The organism is Salinilacustrithrix flava (assembly GCF_041228405.1).
GTDB lineage: Bacteria > Actinomycetota > Acidimicrobiia > Acidimicrobiales > Salinilacustritrichaceae > Salinilacustrithrix > Salinilacustrithrix flava.
On the sequence record NZ_CP133888.1, the window covers coordinates 1,725,462 to 1,740,493 of the forward strand.

The window sequence follows — 15,032 nt, forward strand, 5'->3', positions numbered from 1 at the left end:
ATGCTGGGCCAGTACCTCCCGCTCGTCGTCTTGATGGTGCTCGCCGCGGTGTTCGTGGCCGGCAGCCTCGCGACGTCGCGGCTGGTCGCCCCCCAGCGCAAGACGGTGGCCAAGCTGGCGCCCTACGAGTCCGGCATCGTCCCCACCCGCGAGCCGCCCGAGCGCTTCCCCGTGAAGTTCTTCCTGGTGGCGATGTCGTTCATCGTCTTCGACATCGAGATCATCTTCCTGTTCCCGTGGGCGACGATCTACCGCCAGCTCGGCGCCTTCGGGCTGTTCGCGATCCTGCTGTTCTCGGCACCGATCGTGATCTCGCTGGCCTATGAGTTCAGCCGCGGCGCCCTCGACTGGGGGCCGGGTCGCCGGCGCGATCCCCTCGACGCAGGCATCGTGTCCCCGGAGCGCACCGCCGCATCCACCGTGCGTCGGGTCGGCCTCGAGGGCCGTCCCGCCAGCACGTCCGAAGTCGCCTGACCGAAGAGCCGAGAGAGGAGTCCCCCATGGGGTGGCAGCTCGACAAGGGCCTCGAAGGGCTCGATCACAACGTGCTCACCGGACGGGTGGAGGACCTGGTCCAGTGGGCCCGCAAGTCCAGCATGTGGCCGGCCACGTTCGGCCTCGCCTGCTGCGCCATCGAGATGATGGCCGCCGGCGGCGCGCACTACGACATGTCCCGCTTCGGCATGGAGGTGTTCCGCGCCTCGCCCCGCCAGGCCGACCTCATGATCGTCGCCGGCCGGGTCAGCCAGAAGATGGCCCCGGTGCTGCGCAACGTCTACGACCAGATGATGGAGCCCAAGTGGGTGCTGTCCATGGGCGTCTGCGCCAGCTCCGGCGGCATGTTCAACAACTACGCCATCGTCCAGGGCGTGGACCAGATCGTCCCGGTCGACGCCTACGCGCCGGGGTGCCCCCCGGGCCCCGAGACCCTGATCCACGCGATCAACACGATCCACGACAAGATCCAGAGCGGCGAGCTGCTCCGGCGCCGGACCGAGAGCGGCGGCGGCGCCGGCGTCCAGCTGCCCCAGCTCGACGGCCAGGGTGCCGAGGGCAGTCGCCCGGTCGGCACGCCCGTCGTCCTCGGGGAGGCCCGGTCGTGAGCGACGCCACGCCCGCCACCGAGGAGCACGACGAGGTCGTCGACGACACCAGCCCCGAGCCCGAGCAGCTCTACGGCCAGTCCGTCACGTGGTCCCGCGGCCAGGCCGTGCTCCACGTCGACCGCGACCAGCTCCAGGACGTCGTGCGCAGCCTGCGCGACGACGAGGGCTTCAACGTCTGCATCGACGTCACCGCCGTCGACTACCTGACCTACGAGGCCCCCCGCGACATGCCGGCCGGCGACGACGCCGAGCGCTTCGAGGTCGTGGTCAACCTGCTCAGCCACGAGCACCGGAGCCGGGTCCGCATCCGGGTGCAGGTGCCCGAGCACGACCCGTCCTGCCCCACCCTCTTCGACATCCACCCGGGCACCGAGGCCTTCGAGCGCGAGGCCTACGACATGTTCGGCATCCGCTTCGACGGCCACCCCGACCTGAGCCGCATCCTGATGCCGGAGGAGTGGGAGGGCCACCCGCTGCGCAAGGACTACGCCGTGGGCCGGATCCCCGTGCAGTTCAAGGGCGTGGTGAACGAGCGATGAGCATGTCGAGCGAGACCGAGATGGCCTTCACCAACGAGGGCAGCCAGGAGCTGTCGGCCCGCGGGTCGGGCACCGCCGCCGAGCTGCTCCGCGAGCTCGGCGCCACCTTGCGCATGACGGAGGCCGAAGCGGCCGCCCTCGTGGGTGAGGAGGCCGAAGAGGGCTCGACCATGATCATCAACATGGGTCCGCAGCACCCGTCCACCCACGGGGTGCTGCGCCTCATGCTGGAGCTCGAGGGCGAGCGCGTCCTGCGCACCAAGACGATCATCGGGTACCTCCACACCGGCATGGAGAAGACCGGCGAGGACCTCACCTTCCTGCAGGGCCCCACCAACGTGACCCGCATGGACTACGCGGCCCCGCTGTTCAACGAGCTGGTGTTCTCCCTCGCCACCGAGAAGCTGCTCGGCATCGACGAGGACATCCCCGAGCGGGCCCAGTGGATCCGGATGCTCATGTGCGAGCTGAACCGGATGACCTCCCACCTGCTGTTCATGGCCACCAACGGCATGGACGTCGGCGCGGTCGGGATGATGATCTACGGCTGGCGCGAGCGCGAGGAGGGCCTGCGCCTGCTCGAGAAGATCACCGGCCTGCGGATGAACCACAACTTCATCCGCCCCGGCGGCGTCGCCGCCGACCTGCCCGACGGCTGGCGCGACGACGTCCTCCACCTGCTCGACTACCTGCCCGACCAGCTCGACGAGTTCGACACGTTGCTCACCGGCCAGCCGATCTACCGGGAGCGCCTCCAGGGCGTCGGGGTCATCACCCAGCAGGAGGCCATCGCCCTCGGCGCCACCGGCCCGGTGCTGCGCTCGACCGGCCTCGCCCGCGACCTGCGCAAGGACGAGCCCTACCTGCGCTACGACCAGGTCGACTTCGACGTGCTCGTGGGCACCTACGGCGACAGCTTCGACCGCTACGCCATCCGGCTCAACGAGATCCGCGAGTCGATGAAGATCGTCCGCCAGATCCTGGACCGCATGCCCTCGGGCGACTACCGGATCCAGGACAAGAAGGTCACCCCGCCACCGCGCGCTCGCATCGACGAGTCCATGGAGGCCCTGATCCACCACTTCAAGATCTTCACCGAGGGCTTCAAGGTGCCCGCCGGCGAGGTCTACGTGCCGGTGGAGAGCCCCCGGGGGGAGCTGGGCTGCTACCTGGTCTCCGACGGCTCGTCGAAGCCGTACCGGATGCACATCTCCGGGCCCAGCTTCCGCAACCTGCAGACGCTGCCCCACATGATGCGCGACGGCCTCATCGCTGACGGCGTGATGATCATCTCCTCGGTCGACCCGATCATGGGCGAGGTCGACCGCTAGATATTCGGGCGGTGGCGGGCGATGTGTCCGCTTAGGGTCCTCGCCGGGCGACGGAGTCCGGGAGGAGGACCATGTCGGGAGCACATGCGCGCGTCCGCCACCCGGCGAGCGCCAACCTCCGCCGGGTCGGCCCCTACTTCGCGCCGCACCGGGGACGGATGTGGTTCGTCGGGCTGTCGGCGGTGGTGTCGATCGCCGCCGGCCTGAGCACGCCGCTGATCGCCAAGGCCGTCATCGACGGCCCCATCGCCCGCGGGGACAAGGGCGGCATCGTGCCCTGGGTCGTCCTCGCCGTCGTCCTCGGCCTCGTCGAGACCGGCCTCGCCCACATCCGGCGCATCCACCTCGCGGTGGCGGCGATGGACGTCGAGACCAACCTGCGCAACGACCTCTACCGGCACCTGCAGCGCCTCGACGTCGGCTTCCACGATCGATGGCAGTCCGGCCAGCTGCTGTCCCGGGCGACCAGCGACATCGCCACCATCCGGCGCTTCACCGCCTTCGGGGCCGTGTTCCTCCTCATCATCAGCCTCGAGGTCGTCGCCATCTTCGGCCTCCTCCTCAGCCTGTACTGGCCCCTCGCCATCGTGGCCGGGGCCTTCGCCGTCCCGGTCCTCGTTCTGTGCGCCCGGTTCGAGGCCCAGTACACCGCCATGGTCCGCCGCATCCAGGACGAGACCGGCGACATGACGACCGAGATCGAGGAGGCGGCCAAGGGCATCGGCGTCATCAAGGCCTTCGGCCGGGCCCACTACGCCTTCGACCGCTACGACGTCCACGTCCGCCGGCTGCACGCGTCCCAGATGGAGCGGATCGGGCTGCACACCAAGTTCGTGTGGCTGCTCGGCATCGTCCCGAACCTGATCCTGGTCGTCACCATGCTCGCCGGCGTGCTCGCCGTCGGCTCGGGTGACCTCACCCTCGGCGGCCTGTTCGCGTTCGTCTCCTACGTGCTGATCCTGGTGTTCCCCCTCGAGGCGCTGGGGTGGATCCTCGCCATGGCCCAGGAGGCCATGACCGCGGCCGACCGGGTCTACGACGTGCTCGACACCCCACCGGTCGTCGACGACCGCCCCGGCGCGACCGACCTGCCCGAGGTGCGCGGGCACATCCGCTTCGAGGGCGTCCGCTTCGCCTACGACGCGGGCCGCGAGGTGCTGCGGGGCGTCGACCTGGAGATCGCGCCGGGGGAGACGCTGGCCCTCGTGGGACCCACCGGCTCGGGCAAGAGCACGCTCGCCATGCTGATCACCCGCCTGCACGACCCCACCGCCGGTCGGGTCACCGTCGACGGCCACGACCTGCGCGACGTCACCCTGGCGAGCCTGCGCGGCCAGGTCAGCGTGGCCTTCGAGGAGGCCACCCTCTTCTCGGCCAGCGTCCGCGAGAACCTGCGCATCGGCCTCCCCGGTGCCACCGACGCCGACATCGACGCCGCCCTCGACGTCGCCCGGGCCGGCTTCGCCCACGACCTCCCGTGGGGCCTGGACACCCGCATCGGCGAGCAGGGCATGACCCTGTCGGGCGGCCAGCGCCAGCGCCTGGCCCTGGCCCGGGCCGTGATCGCCCGCCCGCGCATCCTGGTGCTGGACGACCCGCTCTCCGCCCTCGACGTGCACACCGAGGCCGAGGTCGAGCACCGGCTCCGCCCGCTGCTGGCCGACCGCACCGCGCTCGTGGTCGTGCACCGACCCTCCACCATCGCCCTCGCCGACCGGGCCGCGCTGCTGGTCGATGGCCTGATCGTGGCCACGGGCACCCACACCGAGCTCCTCGCCACCGAGCCCCGCTACCGGGAGATCCTCGCCCAGGCCGCCGACGACGAGGAAGGGGTGCGCGCGTGACCCTCCACCCCCTCGAGGACGAAGGCCACGAGCACGACCCGGTCGGCATCGACCTGGTCGGGACCGATACGACGGGCGACGAGGTCATCGACTCCTGGCGCGGTGTGGCCGCCGAGGACGTCGACGACGTGGAGGGCGGCCTCGCCACCCTGCTGCGAGCCCGCAGCCGGCACCTGCTGGGCTCGCTGATCGCGCCGCACCGTCGGGCGATGGGGTGGGCCACCGCCCTGATCGCGGTGAACATGGTTGCCCACCTGTCGGGCCCGTGGTTCGTGGGCCAGGCCATCGACGAGGGCATCCCCCCGCTGCTCGAGGGCGGCAGCGGGTCCCTGCGCCCCCTCCTCACGGTCGTCACCGGCTACCTCGTGGCGACGGTGGTCGCCGCCGCCACCTTCAACGCCTTCCTGCTCGTGTCGGGCCGCATCGGCCAGGACGTCATCGTCGACATCCGCCGGCGCCTGTCGCAGCACTTCGCCGCGCTCAGCCTGAGCTTCCACCAGCGCTACACGTCGGGCCGGGTGATCTCCCGCCAGACCAGCGACGTCGACGCCATCGCCGAGCTGCTCGGGCACGGGCTGCTCCAGCTCACCACCTCGTCGCTGACCCTCGCCGGCATCACGATCATCCTCGTCGTCCTCGATCCGCTGCTGGCCCTGGCATCGCTGTCCGTGGTGCCCGTGCTGTGGCTGCTGACCCGCTGGTTCCGCCACCACTCCGAGCGGGCCTACCGGGCGACCCGCGAGGCCATCGCCCTGGTCATCGTCCACTTCGTGGAGTCCCTCGGAGGCATCCAGGCCGTGCAGTCGTTCCGGCGGGAGCGGCGCAACCAGGAGATCTTCGAGGACCTCGACGGCCGCTACCGCGACGCCAACGTGTGGTCGGCCCGGCTCGCCGCCATCTACGGGCCGGGCGTGCAGCTCGCCGGCCGGGTCACGGTGGCCGTCGTGCTGCTCTACGGCGGGAGCCGGGTGGTCGACGGCGCCATCGAGATCGGCGTGCTCGCCTCCTTCGTGCTCTACCTCCGCCGGTTCTTCGAGCCGATGCAGGAGCTGAGCCAGTTCTACAACCTGTTCCAGGCGGCGGCCGCGGCCACCGAGAAGCTGTCCGGGGTCCTCGACGAGGAGCCCACGGTCGCACCTCCGGTCGACCCGGTGCCCCTGCCCGAGGCCGCCGGCGCCATCACGTTCGGCGGGGTGCGCTTCGCCTACGGCGACGAGGTCGTCCTCCACGACCTCGACCTCGTCGTGCCGGCCGGGCAGACGGTGGCCGTCGTGGGCCAGACGGGCGCGGGCAAGTCCACCATCGCCCGGCTCACCGCCCGGTTCTGGGACCCGACGGCGGGCACCGTCTGCCTCGATGGCGTGCCCCTCACGGACCTCACCGAGGACGACCTGCGTCGGGCGGTGGTCGTGGTCACCCAGGAGAGCTTCCTGTTCAGCGGCACCGTGGCCGAGAACATCGCATTCGGGCGTCCGGGCGCGAGCCGGGCCGAGATCGAGTCCGCAGCCGAGGCGATCGGGGCCGACGGCTTCATCCGGGCCCTCCCGCAGGGCTACGACACCGACATCCAGGCCAAGGGGGCCCGCCTGTCGGCCGGACAGCGCCAGCTGCTCGCGTTCGCCCGGGCCTTCCTCGCCGACCCCGCCGTGCTCATCCTCGACGAGGCCACCAGCTCCCTCGACATCCCGAGCGAGCGCCTCGTCCAGCGGGCGCTGCGCACCCTGCTGGCCGACCGGACCGCGATCATCATCGCCCACCGCCTCACGACCGTGGAGATCGCCGACCGCATCCTGGTGGTCGACGACGGCCGCATCGTCGAGGACGGCACGCCGGCGGACCTGCGCACCGGGGCCGGCGCCTACGGCGACCTCCACCGGGCGTGGCTGGACTCGCTGATCTAGGCAGCTGGGGCACCGCTACGGTCTGGTCCGTGCACGGACCGCCCGCCTCGTCCGTGGGGGTCGACCTCCTGCTCGCCACCATCCGGCGGCGCTACCGCCAGGTCGATGCCGACGCCCTCGCCGACGAGCTCGGCGCCGGCGCGCTCGTCGTCGACATCCGACCGGTGGCGCAGCGGCGCCGGGACGGCTCGCTGCTCGGATCGGTGGTGATCGACCGCAACGTGCTCGAGTGGCGGCTCGACCCGACGAGCCCGCACCGCATCGACGAGGCGACGCCGGGCCGCCGGGTCGTGGTCGTGTGCAACGAGGGGTTCAGCTCGACGCTGGCCGTCGGGACGCTGCTCGACCTCGGCCTGCCCGACGTCACCGACCTGCGCGGCGGCTACCAGGCGCTGGTCGCCGCCGATCGCGTGCCCGCATCCGGGCCCGAGCCACCTGATCTGAGCCCGCCACCCGCGCCGCGACCGCGGATCTGACCCGAGCCGGGGGCCAGGGGTAGCGTGCCCGATTCGCGGCCCACCCCCGACGTTCGGGCGTCCTCCGACGCTTGTGCAAGGATTCACGACGATGCCCCGGTTCACTGCCGAGAACACGATCCTCGCCAAGGAGATCATCGGTCGGTACCCGCATCCCAAGTCGGCGCTGATCCCCCTCCTGCACCTGGCCCAGGAGCAGGACGGCCACCTGGCCGAGGACGCGATGGTCCACATCGCGGAGCTCATCGACCACACGCCGGCCGAGGTCATCGGCACCGCCAGCTTCTACGAGATGTTCAAGCGCGAGCCGGTGGGGGACTACCTCGTCAACGTGTGCACCAACATCGCCTGCATGCTCATGGGCGGTGAGGAGCTGCTGCACCACCTCGAGGACCGCCTCGACATCCGTCCCGGCTCCACCACCGCGGACGGCATGTTCACCCTCGAAGACGTCGAGTGCATCGCTGCCTGCACCGAGGCGCCGTGCCTCACGGTCAACTACCGCTACTTCCACAAGATCAGCACCGACGAGGCCGACCAGCTCCTCGAGGACCTTCGCGCCGGCCGCCGGGCGCACGAGATCCCCAAGCACGGCACGCTCGCCCGCGTCCGCCAGTCCATCCCCGCCGATCGCCGCGCCGGTGCGGCCGTGCCCGGCGAGTGCGGCCAACCCGTCTGGATGACCCCGAAGGACGATCCCGAGGACGCACCGGCATGAGCGACCAGGCCACCGCCCGCACCGTGCCGCAGATGATCACGGGACGCTTCCAGTACGACGACGCCCACACGATCGAGCGCTACGAGGCCACCGAGGGCTACGCCGCCCTGCGCAAGGCGCTCCAGATGCACCCCGAGGACGTGCACGCCGAGATCAAGGAGGCGTCGCTCCTCGGCCGCGGCGGCGCCGGCTTCCCCGCCGGCGTCAAGTGGGGCTTCTGCCCGCCCGGCGTGTGGCCGCGGTACTTCGTGGTCAACGGCGACGAGTCCGAGCCGGGCACCTACAAGGACCGCCTCCTCATGGAGCGCGACCCCCACCAGCTGATCGAAGGCGTGCTCATCGGCGCCTACGCCACCGGGTGCGCCCAGGCATTCCTGTACGTCCGGGGCGAGATGGCCCTGGCCCAGGAGCGCATCGCCGCCGCCCTGAACGAGGCCTACGCCGCCGGCCTGGTCGGCAAGGACATCCTCGGCTCGAGCTTCTCCTGCGACATCGTCCTGCACTGGGGCGCGGGCGCCTACATCGTCGGCGAGGAGACCGCGCTCATCGAGTCCCTCGAGGGCAACCGCGGCATGCCCCGCCTGAAGCCGCCGTACTTCCCGGCCGCCAAGGGCCTCTACATGCAGCCCACCATCGTCAACAACGTCGAGACGATGGCCAACGTCCCCTGGATCATCCGCAACGGCGCCGAGGCCTACACCGCGTACGGCGCCGAGAGCAGCCGGGGCACGCGCATGTTCGCCGTGTCCGGGCACGTGAAGAAGCCCGGCGTGCACGAGGTCGAGTTCGGCACCACCACCTTCCGCGACCTCATCTACGGCCACTGCGGTGGCATCCGGGGCAACCACACGCTGAAGGCGTTCATCCCCGGTGGTGCCTCGGCCCCGTGGTTCTACGAGGAGCACCTCGACCTGCCCCTCGAGGCCGGCGCCGTCGGTGCGGCCGGCTCCATGCTCGGCTCCGGTGCCATCGTCGTGATGGACGAGACCACCGACGCGGTGAAGGCCGCGTGGCGGGTCGTGCGGTTCTTCGCGCGCGAGTCCTGCGGCAAGTGCACGCCGTGCCGCGAGGGCACCAGCTGGCTCGAGAAGGTGCTGCGCCGCATGCTCGACGGGCAGGGCCGGCCCGAGGACATCGCCCTGCTGCTGGACCTGTGCGACAACATCTCGCCGTCGATCGCCTGGCCGCCGAAGCAGACCACGATCTGCCCGCTCGGGCCCTCCGCGGTCAGCCCCATCGCCAGCGCCATCATGCGGTTCAAGCCCGAGTTCCAGGCCTACTGCGGCGGCGGCGACGTCCCCACCTCGGTGACCATCAACGGCAAGGCCTACCTGCCGCCCGAAGGAGCCCCGGCCGGTGTCTAGTTCCACGGCTATCTCGCCCTCCGGCCCCTGTGGGCCGTTCGAGGCTCGAAACGCTGTCGCCTGCTCGCTGGCGCTCCCGACGGCGACCGTGCTGGGCGGGGGTGCTCATGTCTGACGCTGAATCGAAGACCTCCGTGAAGATCACGATCGACGGGCGCGAGGTCGAGGCCGAGGATGGCGAGCTCGTCATCGCCGCGGCCGAGCGCACCGGCACCTACATCCCGCGCTTCTGCTGGCACCCCCGCATGAACCCGGTGGGCATGTGCCGCATGTGCCTGGTCGAGATCGATACCGGGCGCGGCCCGGCGCTGCAGCCCTCGTGCATGATCCCCGCCTCCGAGGGCATGACCGTGGTCACCGACTCGGACATGGCCAAGAAGGCCCAGGAGGGCGTGCTCGAGTTCCTGCTCGCCAACCACCCCCTCGACTGCCCGGTGTGCGACAAGGGCGGCGAGTGCCCCCTGCAGGACCAGGCGTACTCCCACGGCCCCGGCGAGTCCCGGTTCATCGAGGAGAAGGTCCACTTCGAGAAGCCGATCCCGATCTCGGACCTCGTCGACCTCGACCGCGAGCGCTGCATCCTGTGCGACCGCTGCACCCGCTTCGCCGACGAGGTCGCCGGCGACCCGCTCATCCACTTCATCGACCGGGGCGCGCAGACCCAGGTCAACACGTTCCCCGACGAGCCCTTCGCCTCGTACTTCTCGGGCAACACCGTCCAGATCTGCCCGGTCGGCGCGCTCACCTCCCGGGCCTACCGGTTCAAGGCCCGCCCCTGGGACCTCGACCAGGTCGAGTCCACGTGCACCTCGTGCTCGGTGGGCTGCCGGGTCGCCGTCCAGTCCAGCCGCAACCAGGTGCTGCGCTACCAGGGCGTCGACGTCGACGCCGTCAACTGGGGCTGGCTCTGCGACAAGGGCCGCTTCGACTTCGAGTCCATCCACGCCGAGGGGCGCCTGGGCGAGCCGCTGCTGCGCGCGGATGAGGGCCACGTCACCGCCACGTGGTCCGACGCGCTCGGCCGGGCCGCCGGTGCGATCGAGGCCGCCCTCGCCTCCTCGGGTCCCTCCGGCGTCGGGGTCATCGGCGGCGCCCAGCTCACCAACGAGTCCGCCTACGCCTGGGCCAAGCTGGCCAAGGGCGTCATCGGCACCGACAACGTCGACGCCCAGCTCGGCGACGGCCTGCCGGCCGAGGCCGTGCTCGGCCTGCCCCGCGCCACCATCGACCAGGCGTGCGCCCCGGGCGGCACGGTCGTGGTCCTCGGCGTCGACCCGAAGGAGGAGCTGCCGGTCCTGTACCTGCGCCTCCGCCACGCGGTCGTCGAGGACGGCGTCACCCTCGTCGAGGTCGTGCCCCATGCAACCGGCGTCACCGGCCTCGCTGCCCACTCGCTCGTGCACGGCCCCGGTGCCGTCGCCGACGTCGTGGCCCAGCTGCTGGCCGAGTCGCCCGCCGATGCCGGCGGCATCGGCGCCGCCGCCCTCGCCGCCGCCGGCACCGCCGTGCGGTCCGGTCCGGTCACCGTCATCCTCGGCCGGGGCAACCTCGCCGACCGCGGCGACCTCGTGGCCTCGGCGGCCAGCCGCCTGGCCGAGGGCCTCGACGACGTCCGCTTCCTGTCCGGCCTGCGCCGCGGCAACGTGCACGGCGCCCTCGCCGCCGGCCTGGCGCCGGGCATGCTCCCCGGCAGCGTCTCCCTCGACGACGGCCGCGAGTGGTTCCACGACCACTGGTCCACCGTGCCGAGCGACCGCGGGCTCGACACCGAGGGCATCCTGAACGCTGCGGCCGACGGCAAGCTCGACGTCCTCGTCCTGCTCGGGGCCGATCCGCTGTCGGACTTCCCGGACCACGACCTGGCCCGCCGGGCGCTGGCGGGGGCCCGCACCGTCGTGGCCGTCGACACCCTGCCGAACCCCTCGGTCCGCCAGGCCGACATCGTGCTGCCCGCCGCCGGCTACGCCGAGTCGGACGGGACCACCACCAACATCGAGGGCCGCATCAGCCGCCTGTCCCAGAAGGTGACGCCCCCCGGCACCGCCCGCGCCGACTGGGTCATCGCCGCCGAGCTCGCGTACCGCCTCGGCGACGACCTCGGCCTCGAGAGCCTCGACGACGTCTTCGCCGAGCTCGCCCGGGTCGCCCCCTCGCACCACGGCCTCACCGCGGAGGGCGTCGGCATCGACGGCGTGCTCGTACCGCTGGACCGAGACGACGCCCGCACCGACGCCCGCACCGCCGAGGACCCGGTCGGACTGCAGACCTCGGGCGGCGACGAGGAGCCCACCGCCGACGTCGATCCCGAGGCCGCGGAAGCGGCCGCCGAGGCCGAAGCCGCCGACACCGAGGCCGGCGAGGCCGAGGCGGAGGCCGAAGCGACCGAGGCCCAGGCCGACGCCGAAGCCGCCGACGCCGCCACGCCCGACGAGGGCGACGGCGTCGAGCCGGTCGCCGACGACGAGGGCGAGCCGGCCGGACCGGGCCTGCCCGCACCCGTGCGGTTCTCGGCCACCGCGGTCGCCGTCCCGTCGCCGGACACCTACTCACTGCGCCTGCTCACCACGCGCAAGCTCTACGACCTCGGCACCACCACCCAGGCATCGCGCTCGCTGGCGAAGCTGGCGCCCGGCGCCGTGCTGCACCTGCACCCCCACGACTTCGACCGCCTCGGCGTCGAGGCCGACGGCCAGGTCACCGTGTCCAACCGCGAGGGCGGTCGGGGCTCGGTCACCGTGCCGGTCCGCCCGTCGGGCACCGTGCCCAAGGGCGCAGCGCTGCTCGCGTTCCTCCAGCCCGGGGGCCAGGCCGCTGAGCTCATCGATGCCTCCGCCGTGGTCACCGATGTCCGCGTGGAGGTCGCCCGGTGATCGGGGCCATCTACGCACTGGACCCGCTCTACCTCGACGGGGTCGGCCTCGCCGAGGTCCTGATCACCCTGGGCAAGGTGCTCGTCACCTTCCTGATCCTGCTGCTCTCGGTCCTGTTCATGGTCTGGTTCGAGCGCAAGGTCATCGCCGACATGCAGAACCGCGTCGGTCCCAACCGGGCTGGCCCCTTCGGCCTCCTGCAGACCCTGGCCGACGGGCTGAAGCTGATCGTCAAGGAAGACCTGATCCCGAACCGCTCCCGGCGCTTCGTGTTCGCGCTGGCCCCGTTCCTGTCGGTCATCCCCGCGTTCCTCGTCTTCGCCGTGGTCCCCCTCGGCGGCACGTTCAGCGAGGGTGACCCCGGCATCGTCACCATCGCCGGCCACGAGACCTTCGCCCAGCTGGCCGACCCGCCCATCGGCGTGCTCTGGATCCTGGCCGTGTCCTCCATCGGCGTCTACGGCGTGATGCTCGCCGGCTGGTCCTCCGGTTCGAAGTACCCGCTGCTCGGCTCGGTGCGCGCCACCGCCCAGATGGTGTCCTACGAGGCCGCCATGGGCCTGTCGATCGCCACCTTGATCATGACCACGGGCAGCCTCTCCACCCGCACGATGGTGTCGGTGCAGGCCGGCGAGGGCTTCGCCGGCTTCGTGCCCAACTGGAACGTCATCCTCACCGGCATCGTCCCCTTCGCCATCTTCTTCATCGCCGCCCTGGCCGAGACCAACCGGCCCCCCTTCGACCTGGTCGAGGCCGAGCAGGAGCTGGTCGGCGGCTTCCACACCGAGTACTCCTCGATCCGCTTCGGCATGTTCTTCGTGGCCGAGTTCATGCACCCGGTCACCATGTCGGCCGTCATCGTCACCCTGTGGTTCGGCGGTCCCGCCGGCCCGCTGCTGCCCGGGTTCCTCGAACCGGTGTCGGGCGTCTTCTGGCTGGTGGCGAAGGTCTTCGTCTTCCTGTACATCTTCGTGCTCATCCGCGGCACGCTGCCCCGCTTCCGCTACGACCAGCTCATGGACCTGGGCTGGAAGGTCCTGATCCCGCTCCAGCTCGGCTGGCTCCTGCTGCTCGCCGCCCTCAACGTCGGGCGGGACGAGGGCTGGAACTACGCCGTCGTCATCGGCATCGGGTTCTTCGTCGTGGGCGGCGCCACGTTCTTCCTGCTGAGCCGAGCATCCGAGGTCTCGCGCCAGCGGCGCGAGCTGGGGGAGGTGGACGCCTGATGGGATACCTCGACGGCTTCCTCGTCACGATCAAGAAGACCTTCGCCAAGGGCAGCCAGTCCGGTGAGAACGTCACCTCGCCCTACGTGAAGGACGAGGGCGGCAAGCGGGCCAAGCCCATCCGGCTGCACGGCCGCCACGTCCTCAACAAGTACGAGGACGGGATGGAGAAGTGCATCGGGTGCGAGCTGTGCGCCGGCGTGTGCCCGGCCCGCTGCATCTACGTGCGCGGCGCCGACAACGACCCCGCCGATCCGGTGAGCCCCGGCGAGCGCTACGGCTTCATCTACGAGATCAACTACCTGCGCTGCATCCACTGCGACCTGTGCGTGGAGGCCTGCCCCACCGAGGCCATCACCGAGAGCAAGCTGTTCGAGTTCTCGTTCACGAACCGCCAGGACGCGATCTACACCAAGGACGAGCTGGTCGTCGACGACGACGGCAACCCCCGCCAGCTGCCCTGGGAGGACTGGTCCGACGCCGGCCTCGTGCAGCCCCACACCTCGGCATGGATGCGAGCCACCGCCCCCTCCGGCGACGCCGACTTCGAGGGCATCGTGGCCTGGGCCGGGGAGCTCGGCTGGGGCGAGCGTGCGCCCGAGCTCGGCCAGCGCGCGGATGGCCACGACGCCGGCGACGACGTCTCGCTCGAGCCGTCCACGGCTCGAGGCGTGGCCGCCCACGACGACGCCACCCAGACCGAGGAGGGCACCCACTGATGGAGACCTTCGTCTTCTTCGTCGCGGCCGCCATCTGCCTCGCCGGCGCGCTCGGGGTCGTGCTCTCGAAGAACCCGGTGCACTCGGCGCTGTCCCTCGTCGGCACCCTCTTCGGCGTGGCGGTCCTCTTCGTGGCCCAGAACGCCAACTTCCTGGCTGCGGTGCAGGTGATCATCTACGCCGGCGCCATCGTCGTGCTGTTCCTGTTCGTGATCATGCTGCTCGGCGTGGACCGGGCCGAGAACCTCTCGGTCGACCCCCTCGTCGGCCAGCGCGCCGCGGCCATCGTGGCCGGCGTCGCCATCTTCGCCCTGCCCGTCGCCGCCCTCGCCACCACCGGCTGGGACGCCACCGGCGCCATCGCCAACCTCGGCTCGGTGTCCGACTCGGCGGTGCCCGACGTCGAGGGCATCGGCCGGGTGCTGTTCACCCGCTACATCTTCGCCCTCGAGATCACCTCGATCCTGCTGGCCATCGCCGTGGTTGGTGCCGTGATGCTGGCCAAGAAGAGCCCCAAGGCAGCCGACATGATCGTCGACCTGCCCGCCCGCCCGACGTCGACCGACGCCGACGCCGCCAGCGCCGACGCCACCTCCGAGGAGGGCACCGCCTGATGCTGCTCGCTGCGGGCGTGGAGCCCTCCTGGTACCTGGTCCTGGCCTCGGCGCTGTTCGCCATCGGCGCCACCGGCCTGCTCGTGCGGCGCAACCCGCTCGTGATGTTCATGTGCGTCGAGCTCATGCTCAACGCCGTCACGCTCACCTTCGTCACGTTCTCGCGCATGCTCGACGACATCGGCGGCCAGGCGGTCGTCGTGTTCGTGCTCGTGGTCGCGGCCGCCGAGGTCGTGGTCGGCCTCGGGATCATCGTGGCCATCATGCGACGGCGCCCCGACGCGACCGCCGACGACCTGGCTCTCCTCAAGGGATAGGCGACAA

The 15,032-nt window shown here is 71.3% G+C and carries 13 protein-coding genes and 1 pseudogene; all 14 read left to right on the forward strand.

The genetic code is table 11. The features are described 5' to 3' along the window. On the forward strand, nt 1-474 hold the full coding sequence (locus RGQ06_RS08605) for an NADH-quinone oxidoreductase subunit A (protein ID WP_432426979.1): 474 nt from the start codon (nt 1-3) through the stop codon (nt 472-474). A gap of 26 nt (nt 475-500) precedes the next feature. Further along, nucleotides 501-980: pseudogene (locus RGQ06_RS08610) on the forward strand (NADH-quinone oxidoreductase subunit B); the annotation flags it as partial. A 119-nt stretch (nt 981-1,099) separates the two neighbouring features. After that, entirely contained in the window at nt 1,100-1,645 is a 546-nt protein-coding gene (locus RGQ06_RS08615; RefSeq protein ID WP_432426978.1) for an NADH-quinone oxidoreductase subunit C, read from the forward strand. Between the two features lie 113 nt (nt 1,646-1,758). After that, nucleotides 1,759-2,976, forward strand: a complete 1,218-nt coding sequence (locus RGQ06_RS08620) for an NADH-quinone oxidoreductase subunit D (protein WP_432430719.1) — start codon at nt 1,759-1,761, stop codon at nt 2,974-2,976. Between the two features lie 71 nt (nt 2,977-3,047). Then, nucleotides 3,048-4,820: an ABC transporter ATP-binding protein gene (locus RGQ06_RS08625; RefSeq protein ID WP_432426976.1), complete on the forward strand. Its 1,773-nt coding sequence runs from the start codon at nt 3,048-3,050 to the stop codon at nt 4,818-4,820. Next, nucleotides 4,817-6,721, forward strand: a complete 1,905-nt coding sequence (locus RGQ06_RS08630) for an ABC transporter ATP-binding protein (protein WP_432426975.1) — start codon at nt 4,817-4,819, stop codon at nt 6,719-6,721. The genes RGQ06_RS08625 and RGQ06_RS08630 overlap by 4 nt, the downstream gene beginning before the upstream one ends. Before the next feature lie 29 nt (nt 6,722-6,750). Continuing rightward, complete coding sequence (locus tag RGQ06_RS08635) at nt 6,751-7,197, forward strand: rhodanese-like domain-containing protein (RefSeq protein WP_432426974.1); 447 nt, start codon at nt 6,751-6,753, stop codon at nt 7,195-7,197. 91 nt (nt 7,198-7,288) lie between these two features. Next, the gene (nuoE, locus tag RGQ06_RS08640; protein ID WP_432426973.1) at nt 7,289-7,915 is read left to right on the forward strand and encodes an NADH-quinone oxidoreductase subunit NuoE; all 627 of its coding nucleotides are present in this window, start codon (nt 7,289-7,291) and stop codon (nt 7,913-7,915) included. Further along, on the forward strand, nt 7,912-9,279 hold the full coding sequence (gene nuoF, locus RGQ06_RS08645) for an NADH-quinone oxidoreductase subunit NuoF (RefSeq protein ID WP_432426972.1): 1,368 nt from the start codon (nt 7,912-7,914) through the stop codon (nt 9,277-9,279). Before nuoE ends, nuoF begins: the two co-directional genes overlap by 4 nt. 107 nt (nt 9,280-9,386) lie before the next feature. Beyond that, nucleotides 9,387-12,149 (forward strand): NADH-quinone oxidoreductase subunit NuoG, encoded by a 2,763-nt coding sequence (gene nuoG, locus RGQ06_RS08650; RefSeq protein WP_432426971.1) that lies wholly within the window; start codon nt 9,387-9,389, stop codon nt 12,147-12,149. Beyond that, complete coding sequence (gene nuoH, locus RGQ06_RS08655; RefSeq protein WP_432426970.1) at nt 12,146-13,375, forward strand: NADH-quinone oxidoreductase subunit NuoH; 1,230 nt, start codon at nt 12,146-12,148, stop codon at nt 13,373-13,375. The genes nuoG and nuoH overlap by 4 nt, the downstream gene beginning before the upstream one ends. Next, nucleotides 13,375-14,094 (forward strand): NuoI/complex I 23 kDa subunit family protein, encoded by a 720-nt coding sequence (locus tag RGQ06_RS08660; protein WP_432426969.1) that lies wholly within the window; start codon nt 13,375-13,377, stop codon nt 14,092-14,094. Before nuoH ends, RGQ06_RS08660 begins: the two co-directional genes overlap by 1 nt. Beyond that, nucleotides 14,094-14,708, forward strand: a complete 615-nt coding sequence (locus tag RGQ06_RS08665; RefSeq protein ID WP_432426968.1) for an NADH-quinone oxidoreductase subunit J — start codon at nt 14,094-14,096, stop codon at nt 14,706-14,708. Before RGQ06_RS08660 ends, RGQ06_RS08665 begins: the two co-directional genes overlap by 1 nt. Then, nucleotides 14,708-15,025 carry an NADH-quinone oxidoreductase subunit NuoK gene (gene nuoK, locus RGQ06_RS08670; protein ID WP_432426967.1) on the forward strand — a complete coding sequence of 106 codons (318 nt, stop codon included), beginning with the start codon at nt 14,708-14,710 and terminating at the stop codon, nt 15,023-15,025. Before RGQ06_RS08665 ends, nuoK begins: the two co-directional genes overlap by 1 nt. Nucleotides 15,026-15,032 lie beyond the last annotated feature (7 nt).